Annotated in this window: 17 protein-coding genes and 1 pseudogene; 5 read left to right on the top strand and 13 right to left on the bottom strand. The window is 37.3% G+C overall.

All coding sequences use genetic code 11. The features are described 5' to 3' along the window. Nucleotides 1-56 precede the first annotated feature (56 nt). Entirely contained in the window at nucleotides 57-902 is an 846-nt protein-coding gene (locus tag NST46_RS08260) for an EAL domain-containing protein (RefSeq protein WP_341137030.1), read from the top strand. 50 nt (nucleotides 903-952) lie between these two features. Here the strand turns inward: NST46_RS08260 and NST46_RS08255 are convergent, their stop codons facing one another. Together NST46_RS08255 and NST46_RS08250 are read right to left on the bottom strand one after the other, a co-directional pair. Next, nucleotides 953-1,924 carry a GGDEF domain-containing protein gene (locus NST46_RS08255; RefSeq protein ID WP_341137029.1) on the bottom strand — a complete coding sequence of 324 codons (972 nt, stop codon included), beginning with the start codon at nucleotides 1,922-1,924 and terminating at the stop codon, nucleotides 953-955. 338 nt (nucleotides 1,925-2,262) lie between these two features. Continuing rightward, nucleotides 2,263-3,465: an aminotransferase-like domain-containing protein gene (locus tag NST46_RS08250; RefSeq protein ID WP_341137028.1), complete on the bottom strand. Its 1,203-nt coding sequence runs from the start codon at nucleotides 3,463-3,465 to the stop codon at nucleotides 2,263-2,265. A gap of 356 nt (nucleotides 3,466-3,821) precedes the next feature. Between NST46_RS08250 and NST46_RS08245 the strand changes: the two genes are divergently transcribed. Then, nucleotides 3,822-4,334 (top strand): GNAT family N-acetyltransferase, encoded by a 513-nt coding sequence (locus NST46_RS08245; protein ID WP_341137027.1) that lies wholly within the window; start codon nucleotides 3,822-3,824, stop codon nucleotides 4,332-4,334. A gap of 373 nt (nucleotides 4,335-4,707) precedes the next feature. Further along, a complete protein-coding gene (locus NST46_RS08240) occupies nucleotides 4,708-5,283 on the top strand; it encodes a Maf family protein (RefSeq protein WP_340002718.1) in 576 nt (191 codons plus the stop codon). 37 nt (nucleotides 5,284-5,320) lie between these two features. Here the strand turns inward: NST46_RS08240 and ppsA are convergent, their stop codons facing one another. The 3 genes from ppsA to NST46_RS08225 form a co-directional block, all read right to left on the bottom strand. Beyond that, entirely contained in the window at nucleotides 5,321-7,924 is a 2,604-nt protein-coding gene (ppsA, locus tag NST46_RS08235) for a phosphoenolpyruvate synthase (RefSeq protein WP_341137026.1), read from the bottom strand. 300 nt (nucleotides 7,925-8,224) lie between these two features. Continuing rightward, complete coding sequence (locus tag NST46_RS08230; RefSeq protein ID WP_303449369.1) at nucleotides 8,225-9,106, bottom strand: YitT family protein; 882 nt, start codon at nucleotides 9,104-9,106, stop codon at nucleotides 8,225-8,227. 160 nt (nucleotides 9,107-9,266) lie between these two features. Continuing rightward, nucleotides 9,267-10,307, bottom strand: coding sequence for an NAD(P)-dependent alcohol dehydrogenase (locus NST46_RS08225; RefSeq protein ID WP_095313017.1), 1,041 nt, complete (start codon nucleotides 10,305-10,307; stop codon nucleotides 9,267-9,269). Nucleotides 10,308-10,509: 202 nt separating this feature from the next. Here NST46_RS08225 and NST46_RS08220 point away from each other — a divergent pair, with 202 nt between their 5' ends. Next, nucleotides 10,510-10,914, top strand: coding sequence for a MerR family transcriptional regulator (locus NST46_RS08220; RefSeq protein WP_095313015.1), 405 nt, complete (start codon nucleotides 10,510-10,512; stop codon nucleotides 10,912-10,914). A gap of 342 nt (nucleotides 10,915-11,256) precedes the next feature. Here NST46_RS08220 and NST46_RS08215 read toward each other — a convergent pair whose 3' ends face one another. From NST46_RS08215 to glmS, 7 genes and pseudogenes are all read right to left on the bottom strand, one after another. Further along, entirely contained in the window at nucleotides 11,257-11,763 is a 507-nt protein-coding gene (locus NST46_RS08215) for a PadR family transcriptional regulator (RefSeq protein ID WP_340002716.1), read from the bottom strand. 6 nt (nucleotides 11,764-11,769) lie between these two features. Beyond that, the gene (locus NST46_RS08210) at nucleotides 11,770-14,235 is read right to left on the bottom strand and encodes an ABC transporter permease (protein WP_341137025.1); all 2,466 of its coding nucleotides are present in this window, start codon (nucleotides 14,233-14,235) and stop codon (nucleotides 11,770-11,772) included. Beyond that, nucleotides 14,204-14,923 carry an ABC transporter ATP-binding protein gene (locus NST46_RS08205; RefSeq protein WP_095313010.1) on the bottom strand — a complete coding sequence of 240 codons (720 nt, stop codon included), beginning with the start codon at nucleotides 14,921-14,923 and terminating at the stop codon, nucleotides 14,204-14,206. Before NST46_RS08205 ends, NST46_RS08210 begins: the two co-directional genes overlap by 32 nt. A gap of 248 nt (nucleotides 14,924-15,171) precedes the next feature. After that, a complete protein-coding gene (locus tag NST46_RS08200; RefSeq protein WP_251661273.1) occupies nucleotides 15,172-15,834 on the bottom strand; it encodes a hypothetical protein in 663 nt (220 codons plus the stop codon). A gap of 350 nt (nucleotides 15,835-16,184) precedes the next feature. Further along, the gene (locus NST46_RS08195) at nucleotides 16,185-17,036 is read right to left on the bottom strand and encodes an aldo/keto reductase (protein WP_251661271.1); all 852 of its coding nucleotides are present in this window, start codon (nucleotides 17,034-17,036) and stop codon (nucleotides 16,185-16,187) included. Nucleotides 17,037-17,306: 270 nt separating this feature from the next. Then, nucleotides 17,307-17,418: pseudogene (locus NST46_RS08190) on the bottom strand (GNAT family N-acetyltransferase); the annotation flags it as partial. A gap of 805 nt (nucleotides 17,419-18,223) precedes the next feature. Beyond that, on the bottom strand, nucleotides 18,224-20,026 hold the full coding sequence (glmS, locus tag NST46_RS08185; protein ID WP_095313004.1) for a glutamine--fructose-6-phosphate transaminase (isomerizing): 1,803 nt from the start codon (nucleotides 20,024-20,026) through the stop codon (nucleotides 18,224-18,226). 566 nt (nucleotides 20,027-20,592) lie between these two features. On the opposite strand from glmS, the gene NST46_RS08180 reads away from it, so the two are divergent. Further along, on the top strand, nucleotides 20,593-21,120 hold the full coding sequence (locus NST46_RS08180) for a GNAT family N-acetyltransferase (protein WP_303449363.1): 528 nt from the start codon (nucleotides 20,593-20,595) through the stop codon (nucleotides 21,118-21,120). A 92-nt stretch (nucleotides 21,121-21,212) separates the two neighbouring features. Here the strand turns inward: NST46_RS08180 and NST46_RS08175 are convergent, their stop codons facing one another. Beyond that, nucleotides 21,213-23,000, bottom strand: a complete 1,788-nt coding sequence (locus NST46_RS08175) for a S9 family peptidase (protein WP_095313000.1) — start codon at nucleotides 22,998-23,000, stop codon at nucleotides 21,213-21,215. Between the last annotated feature and the right edge of the window lie 55 nt (nucleotides 23,001-23,055).

The raw sequence follows: 23,055 nt of genomic DNA, 5'->3' as shown, positions 1-23,055 counted from the left end.
ACCGATAGAATTAAATTAAGCATCATGACAATTTTATTCAACTCAAAGGTGGACATATGAAAACAAATTTAGTTCATAAATCGATTCATTTTATTCGATTTTTAAATACAAACCGTAAATTACTTTATCAAGAGTTTAATAAAAATGAAGAATTATTAAATGTTATCCGCAAATGTAGAATCCAAACCTTTTTCCAGCCAATTCTATCTTTAATAAGCGGCGATACTATAGGTTATGAAATTTTGAATCGACCAGATTCTACGAAGAGCTTTCCTACTACGGATGCTTTTTACGACTATGTTGGAGACAGCAAACATGTTTTTATGGTCGAAAGCTTTATACGAAATTTAGCATTGAAAAGATATCACGAGCAGGTTAATCGTTTAGATGAAAATGAAGATTGCTTTATATTCCTAAATATACATCCCCAAGTACTAGCCGACCCAAACTATAAAGCAGGAACTACAATGAATTTATTAACAAAACATAACATCTCTCCTAAGCAAGTTGTTCTTGAATTGACAGAAAAGAAGGCAGGAATCAACTATTCTCAATTTGTGAAGCTAGTAGAGCACTACAGGGAACAGGGCTTTCGCATTGCTGTAGATGATGCTGGCAGTGGTTATAATAGTTTACAAACACTTCTTTACTTAAATCCTGAGTTTATAAAGATTGATAAATCATTAATCCGGAATATCGAAACGATCCCGGAAAAACAATATTTAGTTGAGCTTATTCTTGATTTTGCATATAAATCTGAAACGAAAGTAATTGCAGAGGGAATCGAGACTTTTTCCGAATACACCTTTTTGCAAGATTTGGGGGTCGATATGGGGCAAGGCTACGCGATAGGAAAACCAGTTGAGACATTATGTAAAGGCACCGTACCAATCTCTTCTTAAAGATAATAACATACAAAAAAAATGAGCGATTTTTGAATATCGCTCATTTTTTACGCATTTAATTTTCCAGCTTCCTTATCCCCTTTGCTCAGGTAGATACTTCCCTCACAAGCTTTACAAATCCTTTTAATCTCTGCTGCTTCTCTACTTAGCGCATTTGGTGTGGAAAAGGATGTATGTTTATTTTGAACCACTGCAATCGAGATGCTTACTAATGGAACATTTTCCATGGTTCCTTTTCGGTTGAATGTTTTGACATATCCCTGTTCAATATCTTCTTTACTATAAAAGCTGATAATCGTCTGTTCGAAGCGGGCAATAATCCTTTTGCAAATATCCTCATGCTGATAATTAGGAATCACCGCGATAAAGTCATCTCCACCAATATGACCAACAAAGTAATTTGGTTTTTTGCCAATCGTTTGTTGAATGATATTCGCCGTCTCGACGAGAAGTTGATCCCCTGCTTTGAATCCATATACATCATTGAATGCTTTAAAATGATCGAGATCAAGATAAAGCACCGTATAGCTTTCGTAATGTAATACTTTTTCTAACATATCGTCTATAATGTGGTTTCCAGGAAGTCCGCTTAATGGATTGGAATATTTCGCAATGTTAATCTGTACCTCAGACAACTTCATTATTAACTCACGTATACTTACAACTCCACATAGCTCATTCTGCTTCTGTACAATAACATAGTCATAGAGTCTTTCTTGCTCTCGTTTCATGGCAAGCGTACTAACCTTGGTTAGTGGTGTAATATAGTCCACAACTAACATTGTTGTATCCATCATCAATTCAATTGGCCGTTGCATAAAAAGGTCAAACCCATATTTAGTGGATAGCTTTTGAAAGAATGTATCTCTCATAATTAATCCAACAGGCTGCATTTCAACAGCAACAACTATCCCCTCTGTTGATGGTTGCTCATTAAAAATAGCATAAACATTTTCGCAATTTGTAGTTGGTAATACCGGTATCGTTTCTCTTGCAATATCTCCAATAACAACATGCATATAAAATCCCCTCTGTATTCACACTTCCATGAGTGCGTATTTAATCGGCAGCAACAAATATTCTCATATATTCCACTCTTCTTTTATTGTACAACTATTTTATTAAAAAATAGTAAATTTAGTGTAAATAAGATGATTTTTTATGAAAATATACCCATGATTAAAGGATTAGTTTATGGTTAATATTCCTAAATTTTATCCAAGCATTGTTTTAAAAAGAGTTATGAAACATATTGCATAGAACCATGTTTCTTAAACCTTTTTGTATTACACAACCATTTAATTGCACGACTTTTATATTTACAATATCTGTCTCCTATACTACTGTCAGTTTTAAATCATAAAATAGCTGTTTCTTTCTCTAACTCACGATACAACACTTCACCAATACGCTTCATACCTTCTATTATTTTCTCTTTCGACATATTTGAAAAATTTAAACGGAATGTACTTTTCTTTGTACCATTCGGGAAAAATGGTGTTCCGGGAACACAAGCAACATTGTTTTTCAGGCACTCTGTAAATATATGCGTTGAATCAATGTCCTCAGGAAGTTCAACCCAAATAAATAATCCACCTTCTGGCTTACTGTAAGATAAATTTTTTGGAAAAAACGTTTCAACACAAGATAACATCGCTGCACATCTTTCTTTATAAACAGCTTTGATTTGATTAATGTGCTCTTCCATATCATAAAGTTCCATATATTTGGCTGTAATTCTTTGCGCAAAGCTGTCCGTATGTAAGTCAGCTGTTTGCTTAAAAGCCACGTACTTATCAATGAATGCTTGGTCTGCACAGATCCATCCAAGTCGAAGGCCAGGAGTGAAAATCTTAGAGAAAGTGCTTAGATAAATTACTCTACCTTCCGTATCAAAATGTTTTACTGGCGGAAGTTCCTCTCCAGCAAATCTTATAGCCCCATAAGGATTATCTTCTACAATCAGTACATCATATTGATTCGCAAGCTCAATCATTCTTTTTCGTCTATCGAGCTTTAACGTACGACCTGTAGGATTTTGGAAGTCTGGAATCGTATAGATAAATTTTGTGTTAGGATGCTTCTGCAGCTTTTCCTCCAGCTCTTCCATAACCATTCCATCATCATCCATCGCTACTTCAACAAAGTTGGCATTGTATGTTTTGAATGTATTGATTGCCGCAAGATAGGTTGGACTTTCACAAATAATTGTATCCTCTTCGTCAATAAATAACTTTCCAGTAAGGTCGATTGCTTGCTGTGATCCCGATGTGATAAGAACATTTTCAACAGTAGCATTAATTCCAACAGCTTTCATTCTTCGATTAATAGCTTCTCTTAATGGAACATATCCCTCTGTCGTACTATATTGAAGAGAAGCCGCTCCTTCTTCATTCAAAACAGCATTACACACATCCTTAAGAGCTTTTAGCGGAAACAACTCCGGGGCTGGCAGTCCTCCCGCAAAAGAGATTACTTCCGGTCTTTCTGTTACCTTCAAAATTTCACGCGTCTCCGAGGATTTAACGAAATGAGCTCGCTTAGCAAATTTATTTTCCATTTATAAACATTCCTTTTCTTAATTATTGCTATCGAATATATTTAATAATTATCTTAATAGTTTAATAGCTATCTTTATTCTAACAGAAAACCGAACTTTCAGTCATATCAGATATTATTTAGCATCCTTCAGTTTGTTTACAAATCTTCGCATCCTCTATTACCGGAATACTATTTATGCTTATTTATTATTAAAGGCACGTCGGGAAACTTCAGGTGAAATCCTCCACGAGCATTTTCTGGTTCGTGAAACAAGAGTCTATAAATTCAAGGGTTAAGAGATCCAATTTTACCTTTAGTACAAATCGTTCTAAAATAAACAGATAGGAAAGTATTTGTTACGAGAGGAAGAACAACATGATCAGAGAAGCAACTGAAAAAGATTTAATGGACATTTTACATATCTATAATGATGCCATTCTTCATTCTACTGCTGTATACGCCTATAAACCCCAGACGCTTGAAAGCAGACAACAATGGTATGAACAAAAGATGGAGGAAGGTTACCCAATATTGGTGTGCGAACAAGATAATAAAGTGGCCGGTTTTGCAACATTCGGTCCCTTTAGAGCATGGCCGGCTTATAAATATACAATTGAACATTCCGTTTATGTAAATAAGGAATATCAAAAAAGAGGCGTTGGTACTTCCTTAATGAAAGAATTAATCGCTATTGCGAAAGAAAGAGAATATATGACATTGGTTGCTGGTATTGATGCAGCAAATGAAAAAAGCATTGCAATGCACAAAAGCTTTGGCTTTGTTTATTCAGGTATAATCGAAAAGGCAGGTTTTAAATTCAATAAATGGATTGACTTAACCTTTTATCAATTAGAGCTGAATGGACCTGAAAATCCTATAGAGGAATAAATCATTCGTTACATGCTACCTAACATTTCGTAATGTTTGATCAAATAGCACACAAATTCATGCTTTGCAATGTTGTAGGTGAGGATCAAGCAGAGATTCATGCTGATATTCTATCGTTTTTGAACAGGTTTACAATGGTAATTTCAAAATAAAAGAGAGAAGTACCAAACGCGAATGCTTTGTGTATTTCTCTCTGAATACTCGTCTTGTTTTAAAAAAATTGTATTTCCGATTAGATGGCAATAACATTTGATTAGCAAAACACGTACAGCTATAATGGTTCCATCTTCCCTTGGATACGTTGTCTCTAATACTACAAACCATGGACTATAATAAACCTATATCAACTCACTACTACTTAGGAGGAACATTCATGGCAAAAAACAAACTAATTCTGGCCTCATCCTCACCAAGAAGGCAAGAGCTTTTAACGCAAGTAAGAATTCCCTTTTCAGTACGCAATCCAAACGTAGATGAATCCCAAATTACAACAAATGACCCGGTTGAAAAAGTAAAACAATTGGCCCTAATCAAGGGTAAAAATGTCCCTATCCAGCATCCAGAAACTATCATTTTAGCTGCTGACACGGTAGTTGCTTATAAGCAGCAAATATTCGAAAAGCCCAACAATAAGGAAGAGGCCTATCAAATGCTTTTAGCGCTAAGCGGCAACGCACATGAGGTATATACTGGTGTCATGATCCGCTCACTGGAACAGAAAAGCATTTTTATCGAACGTACACAAGTTGAATTTTTGCCACTTACTGATCAGGAAATCGAATGGTATGTTTCATCTGAAGAGCCGTACGATAAAGCAGGTGCATATGGTATCCAAGGCCTTGGTGCTATGTTTGTCAAAAACATTAATGGAGATTATTACAATGTTGTAGGCTTACCGATCTCTCGTGTTGTGAGAGAGCTTAAATCGTTTTCTGTTTATCCGGATTAGCCACCTACTCTGACGATAGTCTGAACACATATAGCAATTACAATAATTGAATATACCCTTCCGTTCCATTAACAAGAATTCGTTGCCCATTTTTTATTATTTTTGTAGCATTTTCTACTCCCACAACTGCTGGCAAGCCATATTCACGTGCGACAACCGCTCCATGGGTCATCAGCCCACCAACTTCAGTTACTAGACCTTTTATGGATACAAATAACGGTGTCCAGCTAGGGTCCGTAAAAGAAGTAACCAATATATCTCCTTCTTCTAAATCAGCATCTTCCATGTTTAAAATGACACGTGCTCGCCCCTCGATAACTCCCGAGGAAACCGGCAGGCCGACAATAGCTTCAGCTGGAAGATTTTCTCGCTTGTATTCACCAGTAATGATCTCACCATCAGAAGTAATAACACGTGGCGGGGTTAATTTTTCATATAATTTATGCGCTTCTTTTCGTTTGTCAATGATTTGATAATCCAGTTTATTGGTGCGGACTACTTCTTCAAGTTCTTCAAAAGTAAGATAGGATATATCTTCTTTTCCTTGAATAATCCCCGCTTGTACGAGTTGTTCCGCTTCTTTCATTAATGCCTGCTTATAAACAAAATAACGGTTAATCATACCGTATTTAGGATATTCCCTAAACCCGCTGAAATTCCGAATTAGGTCAATATTTCGTTTCGCCTCTTTAGCTTTTTGTTCTCCGTTCGGCAGTTGTTTCAGTCTTTCTAATAATGCTTGTTCTTTTTCCAAAGCCTCTTTTCGCCCTTGCTCAAATTTCTGCTGACTAGCATTCGGCTCAAAGTTTTTGATATTCCCTAAAATTATAGGGATAAGTGTCGTTGGTTTTTCGCTCCATCGACTTCTCGTTATATCAATTTCTCCGGCACACCTCATGCCATATTTTTTGAGATAAGCTTTTATTGCATCTTGGGCAATTTGTCCGCCTTCAAGGTTAATCAGTTCATCCAAAAAGTTTTCCGCTTTTACATGTCGTAAATAATTAATCACTTCTGGATATGGACGAATCGCATCTGCGACATCCAATAATGCCAGACCCATTTCTGAAGTAATATTATTTGGTACGGATTGAGAAAGCATATCCGCTGCGTTTTTTTCTCCTAACCACTTGTTCATTTTCTCATTAATCCATGTTGTGGCATCCTGTGCAGCTATTATCACACTCATACCCTCAAATACAACCCTTCTCAGTTCCTCAAGATCTTCCAGAATAAAACCAAATAACTCCGCACCTGATTTTGTCTGGATGTTTTGCTTCAGTTCTTCTAGCGAGGTCTGGTTTTTTTTAATTAATTCCGAAACGATTGTTGGATCGTTTCCGATTTGTGCTTGAGTATCAGAGAGAGCATGAGGCTTGTCAGGACTCAGATTTTTTTCAACAACTGGGGACGTTTTTATAAAATCTTCTCGATCTACTATTTTCATAAGCGCGTCTTTTATGAGCGGATCAGATTCCCCTAAATTATCCATTATCATTTTTCTGCTGACAGGTGAAGCCAGCATATCTGTTACATCGGCAAACAGCCTTCCACCAGCTTTGCGCATCGGTGCAGGTGTTGTTAACAGGAAAAGGGACAATCCCAATGGTTTCATGGGGTCTGTCATCATTTGTTGATGCCCAACAGATACATAGACGTGATTTCCTTGGGACTCCCCTGCTTCAGGGGTGGGATACAAAGTTGTGATTGGTCGACTCTGAACAATATAAAATATATCCTCTGCCAAACACCACTCGATGTCTTGCGGACTCCCAAAATGCGCTTCAATCTTTCTTCCTATATGTGCTAATTGTAAAATTTGCTGGTCTGTTAGTGTCTGTGACTTCTGCTGATCAAAATCAATCTGCTGTGTCTCAGTTCCTCCTCCCTCCCGTCCATAGATAGCCATGTTCTTATCTCCTATCATCTTTTCGACGACTCTTTCTTCCTGTACCTTATAATTATCAGGAGATACCAAGCCAGAGACCAATGCTTCTCCAAGTCCAAAACTGGCATCAATTGATACTATCTTTCGGTTAGAGGTAATTGGATCAGCAGTAAATAAAATCCCAGAAGCCTGAGGAAAAACCATCCTTTGGATAATAACGGATAAAGAAACCTTACTGTGGTCAAACCCATTTTGCATTCGATAAATCACCGCGCGATCCGTAAACAGAGAAGCCCAGCACTTACTAATATGCTGTAAGATTGCATCCAGTCCTTTAATGTTTAGATAGGTATCTTGTTGTCCAGCAAAAGAGGCATGTGGCAAGTCCTCAGCGGTAGCACTAGAGCGAACTGCATAAGCGTGGTTCTCACCAAACTCGGAGAGATTTTCATCAACTGCGCTTACAACATCAGAAGGAATATCTACGTCCATCATAACCTGTCGAATCTTGCTGCTGATTTCACTAATTTGATGACGTTCCTCTACGTTTAACACCATTAGTTGATCCAACAATGCTTGAAACATTTCATTTTGTTCAATGGCCATTTGGTATCCTGTCGTTGTTATACAAAAACCTTCTGGAACTTCTATTCCTTGGATTTTGGATAACTCCCCCAAATTTAATCCTTTTCCGCCTACAAGCAAATGCTCTGTTTTCCCCATTTCCTGAAAACCGATAACCAAAGAGCTCATTCCACATCTCTCCTAACCAGTATTGTTCTATTGATTTTAGCAATAGTATATAAGAAGAAACAGTCTATAATTACCTTTTTTTATATGCTATAATTTAATTGAGAAGAGTTAGGATTTCCTGTAAAGTTAGCTATTGCCCCGATGTGCCATCTCAAAAGTCAGATCATTATACCTTTGAATCCACAATAAAAATAGCAACTTTTTCAATCAAGAGATGAACGCTTTTTAATACATAAAAAAACTGAATCCAATAAAGGATCCAGCCTCAATTTGTATTTATTTTTAAAACAAAGACCTGTATTAATGAATGTCTTTCTTCTTGAAACTACCGCCTTTTACTTCTGCCACATCATACACAGCAATAAAAGCATGTTTGTCAATTTCGTTAATAATTTCTTTCATCTTACTATCTTCTAAACGGTTAATAATACACGTAATTTCTTTAAATTTTTCATTTGTATAACCACCTTCAACCAGATTATAGGTTGCACTGCGACCTAAACGATCACGTATGGTTTCTACCATTAAATCCGGCTGACTAGTGATAATTTTATAGGTCTTAGAACCACTTAAACCTTCCTCAACTATATGAATCACTTTAGAAGCAATAAAATAAGCTATCCCTGACAAGAAGGCCCCTTGTAATCCGAAAACTGTGGAAACGACTATAAAAACAAACATATTTAAAAATAGAATAAGGTCACTTGTTCCAAAAGGCAATTTTCGGGATAGCAATACCGCTAACATATCAATACCATCTAATGCGCCACCATTTCGTAATGCTAACCCCATACCGAAGCCAATGATAATACCACCAACGACGGTCACTAACAATGTATCTCCTTGAACTATAATTGGTATATGGTGCATAATGCTTGTCCCAAACGCAAGTGTAGCAATACCAATAACAGAGTAAATCGCAAAGCTTTTCCCGATTTGTTTATATCCTAAAAACACGAACGGAATATTCAATATCGCAATTAAAACTCCAAGAGGCAATCCGAACAGTTGTGAACCGACTATACTTAAACCCGTCACGCCACCATCTGACACATTGTTTGGGATCAGGACCGACTCGAGACCATATGCTGTTATAAAGGCACCTATCGCAACTGCTAATGCACGTAGTACCTTTTTAAATATTATGGTTCTTTTTTGCTTTGTGCTTGTATTTGCATTCATTTACTTTCCTCTTTCCAAACAATTTTTCTATTTCTTTATTTAATCATACTTTAGATTATCATGGTATTATTTATTCACATTGAGAGGAAATTAAAGGCGTATTGGACAAAAAACAGGGCAAAATCCGATTGGATCAGCCCTGTTTTTGTATTAGCAGAATTCACATTGTACTAATGTCAATCACGAATCTATATTTTACATCAGAAGCCAATACTCGTTCATACGCTTCGTCAATTTGATCAGCCGTAATCACTTCAATTTTAGGAACAATGTTATGTTTTGCACAGAAATCTAACATTTCCTGTGTCTCACGGATGCCTCCAATCATCGAACCTGCAAATGAACGACGATGACCGATTAAATTTATCACGTTGAGTGACAGCGGTTCTGCAGGAGCACCGACATTTACGAGAGTACCATCAAGAGTTAGTAATCCTAAATATGCATTCAAGTCAATATCTGCACTTACCGTGTTAATAATTAAGTCAAAGTAACCAGCAAGTTTCTCGAATGTTTCTGTGTCACTTGTTGCATAGTAATTGTCTGCTCCTAATTTATAACCATCATCCTGTTTCTTCAATGTTTGTGATAGAACAGTAACTTCAGCACCCATTGCATGGGCAATTTGAACAGCCATATGCCCAAGACCACCCATACCTACAATAGCAATCTTCTTGCCAGGGCCCGCCGCCCAATGATTTAATGGAGAATATGTCGTAATACCAGCGCAAAGTAGTGGTGCTGCAACATCAAATTCAATATTATCAGGTATTCGGAGTACGAAGTCTTCAGGTACGACAATATGGGTAGAATAACCGCCTTGAGTTGGTTCCCCGTATTTATCAACGCCAGCGTAAGTATCGACTTTACCTTCGAGACAATATTGCTCTTCACCATTACGACAGTTCTCACATTCACCACAGGAGCCTACCATACATCCGACACCAACTCGGTCCCCGATAGTATACTTTAAAACGTTAGGTCCTATAGCCGTAACAACGCCTGCAATCTCATGGCCAGGTACAAGTGGATAGTTGACTGGACCCCATTCACCGTGAGCTGTATGAATATCGGAATGACAAATGCCTGCATATTTAATTTCAATCAGAACATCATGCGAATCAAGATCACGTCTTTTAATTTCAGCAGCTCGAAACGGTTGATCCGGACCGTCTACTGCTCGTGCTTTAGCTGTAACCATCTGTATAGCCCTCCAATAACTTGATTTTTTAGAGAATTTACTTATTATTCTCCTGCAAAACTAGGATAAACCCTATAGTTAACTCTAGGTCAACAAATAAATAAGGATTTATTTATACTTTGACATTCCGTATTCAGCGTGATAAAATTTCGCCAAAACCTAGAGTTAACTCGAAATCTATATCAAAAGGAGTTAAACAACTGTGACATATTCTATCAGTGAAGTTGCAAAAAAGTTAAATCTCACCGTATATACTTTACGTTACTACGATAAGGAGGGCCTAATGCCTTTTGTAGAACGGACACCTAACGGAACAAGATTGTTTAAAGAATCCGATATAGACGCTTTAAATGTAATTGAATGCCTTAAATCTACAGGGATGCCTATTAAGGAAATTAAAAAATTTATCGATTGGTGTTCCGATGGAGATTCCACGCTACAAAAAAGATATGACATGTTCTTGGAACGAAAAGCTGTTGCAGAAGCACAATTGGAAGAGCTAAAGAAGACAATGGAACTTATAAATCATAAATGTGAATATTACCAGACTGCATTGGATGCAGGAACGGAAGATATTCATAAGACCAATAAAATAGGGAACTTTTAATTAACAAAGAAACAATAACTTGGGTTTTGGTTAATTCATCAGGTCCACTTAGTAGAACTTCTTCAAAAGGATCATTTGATTTTGAAACCAGCGTAACCGGAAAAACCTTCGATCGAAAGCGATTTTTTATAAAAAAATAATTTTAAATGACAATAAAGTTTTTTAATTATAAGTCTATGTAATAACAAGGAGCAGCACCTTGATGGTGTTGCTCTATTCTTGTATTTCTTATAAAGATAGATGCTATTTGCCTACATTAAATCTAAAACTGCTTCAACGGTTTCTTCGCAATATATTTTTGGGGATTTTTACTTCTTTCAATTACTTCATACTCTTTTTAAATTAGGACCGATTTCGACTTTCAACTTGATGGATCCAGTTTAAATCTGCTTCTAAATGCAAGAGGGTACCACTAATTAATAAATACCTATTCTCGTCACCTCGAAGAAGAAATTCCGTTTTTAGTTTAGTCAATTCCAAAACATCTTTCATTATCATGGCCTTTTGTTGATCAAGCATTTCCTTTTCCTGTTCGAAACCAATCTTACGAGCACAGCTCCATTTAAAATGAAAATCATCTTTTGTAGAATGATAGGGTACAAGTTCCAGCAGCCAATTTTCCAGCTCCCTTTTACCTTCCGTAGTTATTTCATAAAGTTTTCTTTCTTGGTCATCCATTCCTACAGATGAGACAAGCAGATCACGAATAAGACGATCCAAAGTCGTATAAATTTGACCAGGATTAATTTTCCCTTTGGTTCCTAGAAGGGATTCCAGCTCCAGTTTTAATTCATATCCATGATTTTCTTGCAAATATAGCAATGTTAATATTCCGTACTTAACCGACATAATTGCTCAACCTTCTTTAAGTGATGATATAATATTTATTTTACCCGCCGTAGCACTAGAAATCCAAGAAGCAAAAAGGCTAAGAGAAATACCAGCAATCAGTGCCAGGATAATATTTCCTAAAGGTATTTGAAAAGATATAAACCCTTCTAAAAGTTCGGATTGGCTAGTAACATAAAGTAAAACCACACCTGAAATTATACCACCAATAACCCCTGACAATCCTATAAGCAAACCTTCTCCAATTATCATTTTTTTAACTTGCTGTTTCGTAAGACCAAGCGCTCGCATTGTCCCTATCTCAGAGGTGCGCTCCAAAGTGTTCATCAGTAAAGTGTTAGCTGTACCAATACTTGCTAGCCCGATAATTAAAACTAACATGACTAGAATTAACTCGTTCATGCCAGATAATGCGGAAGTAGATGATTTAATTTCATCTTCTACCGTTTCAACTTTTGAGAGATGATTGCTGAAATCCAGCCATAACTGATCTCGTAATTGTACAGCCGTATATCCGTCATTTAAAGTTAGCAGCATGTCAAAACTATTCGCCCAACCAAATTCATTATTTAAATGATTCTCATCCATAAATGCGGTATAGCCTGCGTAATTCGATGTTTTCACAACGTCAATGACTTTAAATTGCTGATTACCTGAAGGTGTATTAATGGAAATATATCCCCCTACACTTCCGCCCCATTCATCAAAGGCTCTTTCGCCAAGGAGAATAGATGGTTCCTTTGTCAGCTCATTATATGTTTTATCCTTTTCAGAACGCTCAAATAAAGTGGGTCCTTCTTTATCTGCAGCAAAAATAGAAAACTGTCTCTTCTCTCCGTCTATTGTTTCCCATGTAATTGGCGTAGCTTCCGTTAAGGGCTCAGCATTCGCAACAGAATCATAGGCTAGCATTTTTGCTCTATCCTGTTCAGACCAAGGCGCTTCTGATGTAACTCTTAGGTCGCCACCATACGTATTCCTGATTTCATTTTCATAACCTTCCGGAGCAGATTCGATAACAGCACTTAGCAATAATATCACTGCTATTCCAACGGCAAGAATAGCGGAAGTATTGGCGTTTCGATTTAATTGCTGTTTTAGGCTTTTAGCTGCCAGACTACCAGAATAGCCAAAGAATAGCTTCAAAATAGGTTTAAATATCCGATTCACACCCAGTAACAATAATGGAAACAACAAAATGATGCTTGCCAAAATAGCTAAGTAAGAGACAGGGTGATCGATAAATACAAAGATTAGCAAGCCAGCTCCCAGAACAGCCCTAAATATGTATCCTCTCTTCGATGATTGTGTTTGATCTGCCATTTTTAACGTCAATAAAACAGAGGTTTTCCCCGCATTATAAATTGGAAATAAAGAAAAGATAACAGGAAATAAAATTCCAATTACTACAGCTGTTAATGTAGGTATTTGCCAATTTAATGTGTAAACCATGTCAAACTCAAACACACTAAGTAAAGTTTGCATGAACATATCTCCAAGCAAAATTCCAATGGGTACTCCAATAGCTACACCTATTATTGCCAAAAGTAGTACTTCGATCAGGATAAGTCTAGAAACAGAACGTTGAAGATAACCAAAACTCTTCATTATCGCAAATTCCTTTTTTCTCTCCATAACACTTGTATAAATCATATTAAAAACAATAAACCCACTGATAAACATGGATAACCCAGCGATTAGGTAAAAAAATGTATAAAGTCCCCCAATGTCATTACTTTGTAGATCATCCGCGACAACTGGTTGTACAAATACATTTGAATTAAGAAATTCTTCCTGGAGGGATTGAAAAAGCTTCTCTCCTTCATCATTTGTTTGGAACCTTACATATGAAAGCTCATTATCCATACCAGTCCAATCTCTTAACAAATCAAGTGGAGCCATAATTCGGAAGCTCTTCTGTTCAGCACCTTCCCAGTCACTCGGACTTGCAAGCAGCTGCGTGTATTCAACAATGGCGGAAACCTTAGCTTCTCCCAAATCGGTAAACCTAATTGTATCTCCTACCTTTTTATTTAACAGATTTGCAACAACGTCTGGTATTACCAATCCTTCATTATCTAAACTTCCTTCAATTACAGGAAGTTTTAGCAAAGAACTATCTTGATCATTCACACCTGTAATTCGTACAGATCTTTGATTTAGGGATTGATCACCCTCAAGCTCAAAGAAAGCTTGTTTATCAAGCGCAAGCAGTGTTTCCGTTACCGCTGAACTAGTCAGAACTGACGAAACAATATCTTCAGAGTATGTATGTTCATCGCTTAGAACCCAGTAATCTGCATTTGCCACATACATTTGTTCGTAATAATCAAAAACATCATTTGTTGTTTTGTCTGCAATAAGCATAGATGTTACGAACGCTATACCTAAAATAATCCCAAGCAATGAAATGGAAAAACGTTTTTTATTTTGTATTATGTTAAGCCATGAAATTCGCCACATATTTAGCATAATCATCATCCTTCCTAGAAATCACTTGATCAATAACTCCATCTTTAAAAAGAATAATGCGATCTGCAAACCCAGCTGCGAAAATATCATGCGTAACCATTATGATTGTTTGATTGCTTTCTCGGTTGAATCTTGCTATTAACCCGAGAATTTCTTCGGCTTTATTTCTATCTAAATTTCCCGTCGGTTCATCAGCTAATAATACGGAGGGATTATTGACAAGCGCTCTGGCTATAGCTACTCGTTGTTGCTGACCACCACTAAGTAAATTAGCACGTTTTCGACCAAGCTCTTTTAATCCAACAGAATCAAGTAATTCTAAAATAAACTGGTATTTTTCTTTCGTTAAACTGCCATCTGCATGAAGAGGAAAAGCTATGTTTTCTTCTACATTTAATGTTGGTAGCAGCTGGTAATTTTGAAAAATAAACCCTATATATTTTCTGCGGAAAATCGTTCTTTCTTTTTCCGTCATCTCACTCAAATTATTCTGATTTATTAATATATCCCCTTCAGTTGGTATATCAAGACCACCTAAAAGTTGTAGTAATGTACTTTTCCCAGAGCCACTTGGCCCCATTATAGCTACAAATTCCCCTTCTTCAACGTGCAAATCAACACCTTTTAATACTTGCGTTCTTGCTTGCCCTTGTATAAACGACTTTGTTAAATTGTTTACCTTAATCATGTTTTACTTCCTCCTATCCCTAACTTCATTTTATTATATACTAAGTATATAATAAAATGAAGTGAAAACACTAATTAACACCTAAATTATTTGTAAATATATAAAAAAACCTATAAATCATACATACTAAGTATGCATGATTTATAGGTTTTTGCTGTTTTAGAATAAAGTTTATTTTAACCAAAAAACTTGCAGATCGAATAATTCACTGGGATTGAAGCAATTGTACCTTGTATACCGAAAGAAAATTAACTATCCCAATAGCTTGTTTCCATATCAATTAACCAATGATTACGAAGCATGAGAGTTCGTTCTACCCCAGCTACCGCACCCGCAACCCATATCCAAATATTAACCTGCAACGAAAATGCTATTGGTGATTCGAATGTACCTATATTTTCAGAAACCCAAGGAATTTCCGTAATCTTTTCTATTAGTTGAGGTGCACTCAAGGCTATTGAAGTCAATAAAATTAAAATAGCAATCATCCCAATGAGCGAGCTAATTTTGGGAAATCGTTTATGCAATCGCATGCGTAAACCCCTAATCGAACGTTTATCTGGATAAACTGAAAAGGTCTCTTCTTTGTCCGAATCATAACGAATCCGATTTATCCCATACCCACCTTTTTCTATTTCAATTACTCCATTTTCTACTACGAAAGCAGCTGGAAGCTTAGAGTAGGCAATATGTATGCCATTGCGGTATAAATCAGCTTTAGGCTCCTCCGCAAAATATTTACAGCTTATAGCGTAATCGGTTTTCTCATTCTGATCATTGGTTATTTCTATATGGAATAATGAGCGAGTGAAAATATTCCATAGGCGGTACTCTTTTAATGTATGACCATCTCCCTCTTTAACTTTTTTCATCTTCAGACGACGTTTTCTACGACGAATAAAACGAAGCATCAGGTATACAAAACCCCTTTATCTCAAATTTGTTTTTATTTAAAAAATGCTTGTCTTTGTTATACGTTTGATATTTATTTTAGTTTCATTTGCTGTATAAAGAGAATAAAATTATTAAAAATGAGGCCGAAAATACACATTACACCGCCCTCATTTGAGGACGGTGTAAAAGTTAAGTTATTTAATTGTTAGGGCAACTTCCAAGTAGAACTTTATGGATGTAACGATAATGTTGTTTAAACAATCGTGCCCGTTAACAGCACAATTCTTAAAAATAAAAGGTGGATCTGCTTAAAACAGACCCATTTCTTATCTATTGCTCAAAATATCTAACTCAGATAGTCGGCTGTCTATACATATTCATGATATTCGTTGGGGTCCTGTCCTTCTACACGGCCGGCTTCCCCTTTATCCAGTGAATCAATTGTTTCCATATCCTCAGGGGCTAATTCAAAGCTGGTACTATTGATATTATCCTTTTGATGCTTTGGATTACTCGATTTTGGAATAGAAAATACGCCGGCCTGATAGTTCCAGTTTAAAATAATCTGTGCCGGAGTTTTATCGTATTTATCCGCGATTTCTTTAATTGTGGCATTTTCCAGCACGTCATTCAGATAACCCCGACCAAAAGAACTCCAGGCTTCAGTAAGGATACCCCGTTTTTTATTTTCTTCAACCATACGGTTATTATTAAAATACGGCTGACGCTCCACCTGGTTTGTAGCAGGAGTCACACCTGTTTCTTCGATAATATTGTCCAGATGTTCAGGTTCAAAGTTTGAAACACCAATGGTTCTGATTAATCCTTGTTTTTGAGCATCTACTAAAGCCTTCCAAGCTTCTACATATTTGCCATCTTTGGGATTCGGCCAATGAATTAAATACTTGTCAAAATAGTTTAATCCAGTGCGGCGTAAAGATTCTTGAATAAAGATAAACGCCTTGTCGTATTCATGGTGCGAGCCGGGCAATTTCGTACTGATTAAAATTTCTTCCCTGGGCAGTGCGGATCGACGTATAGCTTCACCGACAATACCTTCATTGTTATAGTTTGTTGAAGTATCGATTAAACGGTATCCTGTGTTTAAGGCGTTTAAAATTTCAAATGTACCCTGATCACCATCAATGCCGATCGTGCCTAATCCCACAAGGGGAAGCGCTGATCCATCATTTAGAATAAAACTATTATCTCTAGTCAAAGTCTCATCTCCTTTAAAAATCTTTGTAATGTAAGTTGAGAATAATAGAAAAGGATATTCCCTTCACGTCTGCTAATATGAAACCAATAGGCTGTCTACACTAAACAGTGGTTCCTGTGAAAAAGCTCGCGGTCAATTGTCAAGCTCAGGTCATATTACCATTATTTCATGTTTTCATCTCCCACTGAGATGTCCATAAGTACTATACCCAATTTAGAAAAATCCTACACCAAACGGAACTGATTGAAGTAGTCATCTTCGTAATAAATCATAACCGTTTGAATACTTAATTTTACTGGTTACTAGAATCGCATATCCTTACAAAGCGGCCATAGTAAAGAGTAATCATAGGTTTAAATCCAACAACCGCAGCAATCTTTTCTTAATCAAATAAAGCAAACAATCAAACACCGTTCAAATAATTCGAACGGTGTTCAATAATAGTTGTTCTTTTTTTGGCTCTGAAATATATGTTGGGGTCAGGGTAAAATTCAAACAATAAAAAACACCCCTTTAGACAATCTATCCAAAGGGGCGAAACTTCGCGAATTTATTTTAAAGCCACAACATATGTGTCTGTAACTTAGTCCTTCCTCGCCCAAAATCCCCCTCCACTCCTTCTCTCCCAAGGTTCCTCCCGCTCTTTTAATCCTGAAGGCAATGGAACTAAGTTCTTCCCCAAAACGCCTGAAAAAGACCCTAAATATCCCGTCCGGGTTGTATAGAATATTCTGCCATTGTATCTAAGTCTTTCCCCAGAATTGGGGAGTATTAAAAGATCGAACCAGATGAAAGACTGGAGAAACTGACGAAGTGATATTGACAAAACACCGAAAAAGACGACTGAAAATCGTTCGAATTGATACAGTTGGGATGGTAACATAATGGGAGAAAAAGAATGGTTATAAGATGATGAAATCCTTATTGGAGAAGGGATTGAGATATTATTGGCAGACAAAAAACTGGACCCTAATAATGGATCCAGTCTGAATTTGAGATTAATGTTTGGGTAAAACAAACGTTTGATTGTTGATAGGAAAACCATTGAACTGCATACTGTTTCCACCCGTTGTCCTCTCTGTACTTTTCCCGCTTCGATACCAACTTAGTTACAGTAGGGAAGAACAAAGTTACGTTGGGAACAAGGGAGTTACAGGGAGACAAACACAACAGTAGTTTGAAACATCTTACTCCACCGTAACACTCTTAGCTAAATTCCTTGGCTTATCAACATCACAGCCACGATGCAACGCAGCGTAATAAGCTAATAATTGCATTGGAATCACACTGACAAGCGGTGTTAAGAGTTCATGCACATGTGGGACCACGAAGCTATCATCGTCTTCTTCTAAGCCTTTCATGCTGATGATCATTGCGTTTGCACCACGGGCAACGACTTCCTGCACATTACTGCGAATAGAGTAGTTTACATTTTCCTGTGTAGCAAGCGCGATTACCGGTGTTCCCTCTTCGATTAGGGCGATCGTTCCGTGTTTCAATTCTCCACCAGCAAAACCTTCTGCCTGAATATAGGAGATTTCCTTCAGCTTCAATGCAGCTTCCAGTGAAACATTGTAATCACCGCTTCTACCGATAAAGAAAGCATTACGAGTTGTCTCAAAGTAATCTCTTGCTAATTGTTCGATTTCTTCCTTCTGACCAGTTAGAGTTTCCATTGCTGTTGCAACAATAGCAAGCTCCTGCAATGGATCGAAATCTAATTGAATTCCTTTTACATTTGCTGTATCGACTGCCAAAATAGCTAGTACTGCAATTTGTGCAGTATATGCTTTTGTTGAAGCCACAGCAATTTCGGGACCTGCATATAAATGCAATGTATGGTCCGCTTCACGAGAAAGGGTGGATCCTGGCACATTTGTAATCGTTAATGCCGGGTGGCCCATTTCTTTTATTTTAACTAAAACGGCACGGCTATCAGCTGTTTCACCACTTTGTGAGATGAATATAAATAGTGGTTTCTCGGATAACAGCGGTGTATTATATGAAAATTCACTTGCAACATGAACTTCCACTGGAATGTTTGCTAGTTTCTCAATGAGTTCTTTTCCAACTAAGCCTGCATGGTAGCTTGTGCCTGCCGCAATAATATAAATGCGGTCAGCCGCTTTCATTGCACTGCGGATGTTTGCATCAAGCTTTAGTTTATTGTTTTCGTCTTGATAGTTCTTGATGATGTTACGCATTACAATTGGCTGCTCATCGATTTCTTTCAACATGTAATGGGCATACGTACCCTTTTCAGTATCACTTGCATCAATTTCAGCAGTGTAGGGTTTGCGTTCCACAACAGAACCTTCTAATGTTTGAACTTCAACAAAGTTGCGATTAACAAGTACAATCTCTTTATCAAAAATTTCAAGGTATTGGTCTGTTTCCTTTAATGTTGCCATAGCGTCGCTTGCAACAAGGTTAAATCCATCACCTAAACCAACCAGAAGTGGACTTTTGTTTTTGGAAACATACAGTGTCTCGTGATCCTCTACGTCGATTAGACCAATCGCATAAGAACCTTTTAATAAACGCATCGTCTCACGAAACGCCTCGACCGTATCCTGATGTTTTTGATAAAGCTTATCGATCAATTGCACAACTACTTCTGTATCCGTATCACTTACAAAACTAACATCTTGAAGGTATTCTTTTTTCAGGTCATTGTAATTTTCAATAACTCCATTATGAACAAGAGTGAATCTGCCTGTTGTACTTTGATGTGGGTGTGCATTCGTGATACTTGGTACACCATGTGTTGCCCATCTAGTATGGCCAATTCCCATTGTTGCTTGGATCGAGTTATCCACACGTTCACGTAGTGCAGCAATGCGACCTTTCACCTTCGTCAGGTTGATGCCTTCTGCATTCAGCATAGCAATACCCGCAGAGTCATAACCTCTGTATTCCAGCTTTTCCAGTCCGTTTAATAAAACTTCCTTCGTATCATTTTGTCCGATATATCCTACAATTCCGCACATAACGTTGTCCTCCTAATAAGGGGCAGACAAAACGAACCTTTTTCTTTGCTGTACAAGGGGCGTCTTTCTGCCCCTCTCTCGTGTATTTTTATAGTGGACATCTTGCTTTATCCTTTTGTCCAATAAGTCGCCTCATTGTTTTATAGATAAAGCGAAACGATTGAGATGTGCAACCGGGAGGCACCCGCCGAAACTTCGATAACCTCCACCTCGTCAACTATTTTTCCATTTCGACCTGAAAAATAGTCCTGGCGCTTTTTGTTACTTCGATAACCTCTATGCTCCTTTCTTTTTTTAAATAAACGGTTCTGTTGGAAATATTTCCAAACGAACACTCTTCATTCTAACTGAAACTTATCAATTTGGTCAATACCTAACCCCTATTTTTTAGAAGGAGTTATTGATTAGTATATGATGGTCAAGGCGTCAAAGTTCCTTATCGATTTATATCACAGATAAGGTTATATAACGATCCGTTAGATTTTTATTTATAAACATTAAATCAGACGGAGGAACCCTATTTTTTCGTTATAATAAACACATAACCAATGATAGGAGATTTGCAGATGGAAATATCAATTGAAAAATTAAAAGCTGCCGATGCAGACGCTTTATTCACATTTGAACTTGAAAATAGAGATTATTTCGAGGAAACAGTACCATCTCGAGGGGACGACTATTATAAGCCAGATATTTTTAAAAGGAACCACGAGGCTTTGCTGAAAGAGCAAACAGTAGGTACTTCGTATTTTTACTTAATAAAGGATCAGCATAATGCGATTGTTGGCAGGATTAATCTAGTGGATATTACTTCTGCTCAAAAAGCAGCTCATCTCGGCTATCGCGTTGGCAAGTTCTATACTGGGAAAGGCGTCGCCAAAAGAGCATTGCAATTATTATTAGAAAACGTCATCGCCAATCAGAATATCAAGCAGATTCATGCCAAAACCACAACCAATAATGTGGCATCTAGAGTGATTCTAGAGAAAAATGGATTTGCTTATATGAGGGCGGATAAGGAAACATTTGAAATGAATGGACAGAAGCTGTCTTTTGTTTATTATAGATGGACGAATAAAAATTTCTCTTGTTAACCCAACCACATAGGTTAACAAGAGAAATACTTGATTTTAGGCGGAGATTTTTTCCATTGCTAAAGTTATTTTAGCACATACAGAGATCCCGCTTATCCTTTATGCTTTTCCATAAATTCCAGCATCAAGCTATACACTTTAATTTCATTTTCCTTTTTCGAGAACCCATGACCTTCATCCTCTAGCACGAGGTATTCGACGTCACGCCCTTTTGCTTCGAGCTTAGCAACGATTTGATCCGATTCTTCTTTTACAACACGTGGATCCTTCGCACCTTGGATAACGAGCATTGGCTTCGTCATCGTATCAAGATACGTAACAGGCGAGTCTTTAATAAAACGCTCTTTATCCCGTTCTGGATCACCAAGCCAGCGGTCCATAATTGGCTTCCAGTGTGGTGGAACAGATTTTACAAACGTAAACAAATCTGATGGTCCAAAAATATCGATGACTGCCTTAAAATATTCCGGATGCCGTCCATGCAGCAGCAGCGCCATATATCCACCATAGCTTCCACCTACAAGGAAAAGCTTTTCCCGGTCAGCGATAGCCTTTTCAAACAACCATTCAATTCCAGCTACATTATCTAAGCGTGGACCTTCTCCCCAATCCTGCTCCACTAATTTTACAAAAGAAGAGCCATAGCCTGTGCTCCCACGGAAGTTCGGCGCAAATATTGTATAACCACGGTTTAAAAAGCTTTGGAACATCGCGCGAAACATCTTGCGCTCAGATGCCTGTGGACCTCCATGAGGCCAAAAAATTGTGTAGCCATTATCGTTTTCAGGCTTTGCTCTGAAAAGCAATGCTTCAATTTCCATCCCATCAAAAGATTCATAAGCGATTACTTCTGGTTCTACCATATCCTCCCTGCTAATCCCGAGTACCCGATTATCTGTTAGCTGCTCCCAATCCTTTCCGTCCTCTGATGTAAAGATATTGAATGGAAGGGTTGCACTTCTACCAAGCACATAAAGATTACCTGATTTAGCGACATGCACTTTTTCAATCACATCAACTGGCAAAGCTAATTTCTCAAGCTTTTCTGTCGCCGGATCAAAACGGTAGAATAAATCCTCTACCCCTTTTTCTGTCGTGAGATAAAACACTTTATTTTCCTTATCCCATTTTATATCGATGCTTTCCTTATCGATAGAGAAAACAGAAGAAAATGTTTTTGTTTTCAAATTATATTTAGCCAGGTAATTATATTCACTATCATAATTAGTTACGAAATAAACCGTTTCTTCATCTGTAAAAACAGGGCTGAAAACAACATGAATTTTCTCTTGATCAGGTGTTAAATAGTGTGTCTCATCATCGACCTTCACAAAAGCTGTCACATATGTATTTGCGAACATACGCGTATATACAAAGGCATCCTCATTATCCGATACAGCAGCTAAATACGTTGGCGAAACTTCTCCTTCATTCAATAACGTATCTGCATTATCCTTCAGATTACGTACTCGCGCATTTAAAAATGATGGGTTCCCCTCAGAAGTCATATAATAGACTCGTTCTCCATCCTCACTTAAATGACAAAAGAAATATTTCTCCTTGGCATCACCAGTTATTAATGACTGGGGGAGTCCTCCTTCACTTGGAACAGCATAGATCTGATAATTCTCATCACCATCCTTATCATAGCCAGTTAATACATAGCGATTTTCTGGATCAAACTTAATAAAATTGGTTGATTCATCATGATGGGCAAATAAATAAGGAGATGTGCTTGGCAAATCAATCGCCCATAAATTAACTTTTCCATTTAAATTAGAACTAAAAATAAGCCGCTTTTCATCACCACTTACAGCAAAATCATAAATATTGGACGTACGGAAAAACTGTTCCACTTTCGGTTTAGGAAATTGAATCATCCTTATCCTCCTCGATTTTCGAATCATTTATTCTGAAAAAACATAAAATAATGGA

Origin of the sequence: Oceanobacillus sp. FSL W7-1309 (assembly GCF_038002145.1) — a bacterium.
GTDB lineage: Bacteria > Bacillota > Bacilli > Bacillales > Amphibacillaceae > Oceanobacillus > Oceanobacillus profundus.
Note: the sequence above shows the minus strand (reverse complement) of the source record. Positions and strands in the feature narration are given on the sequence as shown.

Bases quoted from the DNA above. Each gene is read 5' to 3' on its own strand.
- glmS (WP_095313004.1), bottom strand. From the start codon at position 20,026: ATGTGCGGAATTGTAGGATATATCGGACAAAATGATACGAAGGAAGTT.
- NST46_RS08200 (WP_251661273.1), bottom strand. From the start codon at position 15,834: ATGCTTCGTTTTATTCGTCGTAGAAAACGTCGTCTGAAGATGAAAAAA.
- NST46_RS08260 (WP_341137030.1), top strand. From the start codon at position 57: ATGAAAACAAATTTAGTTCATAAATCGATTCATTTTATTCGATTTTTA.
- NST46_RS08205 (WP_095313010.1), bottom strand. From the start codon at position 14,923: ATGATTAAGGTAAACAATTTAACAAAGTCGTTTATACAAGGGCAAGCA.
- NST46_RS08230 (WP_303449369.1), bottom strand. From the start codon at position 9,106: ATGAATGCAAATACAAGCACAAAGCAAAAAAGAACCATAATATTTAAA.
- NST46_RS08255 (WP_341137029.1), bottom strand. From the start codon at position 1,924: ATGCATGTTGTTATTGGAGATATTGCAAGAGAAACGATACCGGTATTA.
- NST46_RS08180 (WP_303449363.1), top strand. From the start codon at position 20,593: ATGGAAATATCAATTGAAAAATTAAAAGCTGCCGATGCAGACGCTTTA.
- NST46_RS08215 (WP_340002716.1), bottom strand. From the start codon at position 11,763: ATGTCGGTTAAGTACGGAATATTAACATTGCTATATTTGCAAGAAAAT.
- NST46_RS08240 (WP_340002718.1), top strand. From the start codon at position 4,708: ATGGCAAAAAACAAACTAATTCTGGCCTCATCCTCACCAAGAAGGCAA.
- NST46_RS08175 (WP_095313000.1), bottom strand. From the start codon at position 23,000: ATGATTCAATTTCCTAAACCGAAAGTGGAACAGTTTTTCCGTACGTCC.
- ppsA (WP_341137026.1), bottom strand. From the start codon at position 7,924: ATGAGCTCTTTGGTTATCGGTTTTCAGGAAATGGGGAAAACAGAGCAT.
- NST46_RS08225 (WP_095313017.1), bottom strand. From the start codon at position 10,307: ATGGTTACAGCTAAAGCACGAGCAGTAGACGGTCCGGATCAACCGTTT.
- NST46_RS08250 (WP_341137028.1), bottom strand. From the start codon at position 3,465: ATGGAAAATAAATTTGCTAAGCGAGCTCATTTCGTTAAATCCTCGGAG.
- NST46_RS08245 (WP_341137027.1), top strand. From the start codon at position 3,822: ATGATCAGAGAAGCAACTGAAAAAGATTTAATGGACATTTTACATATC.
- NST46_RS08210 (WP_341137025.1), bottom strand. From the start codon at position 14,235: ATGCTAAATATGTGGCGAATTTCATGGCTTAACATAATACAAAATAAA.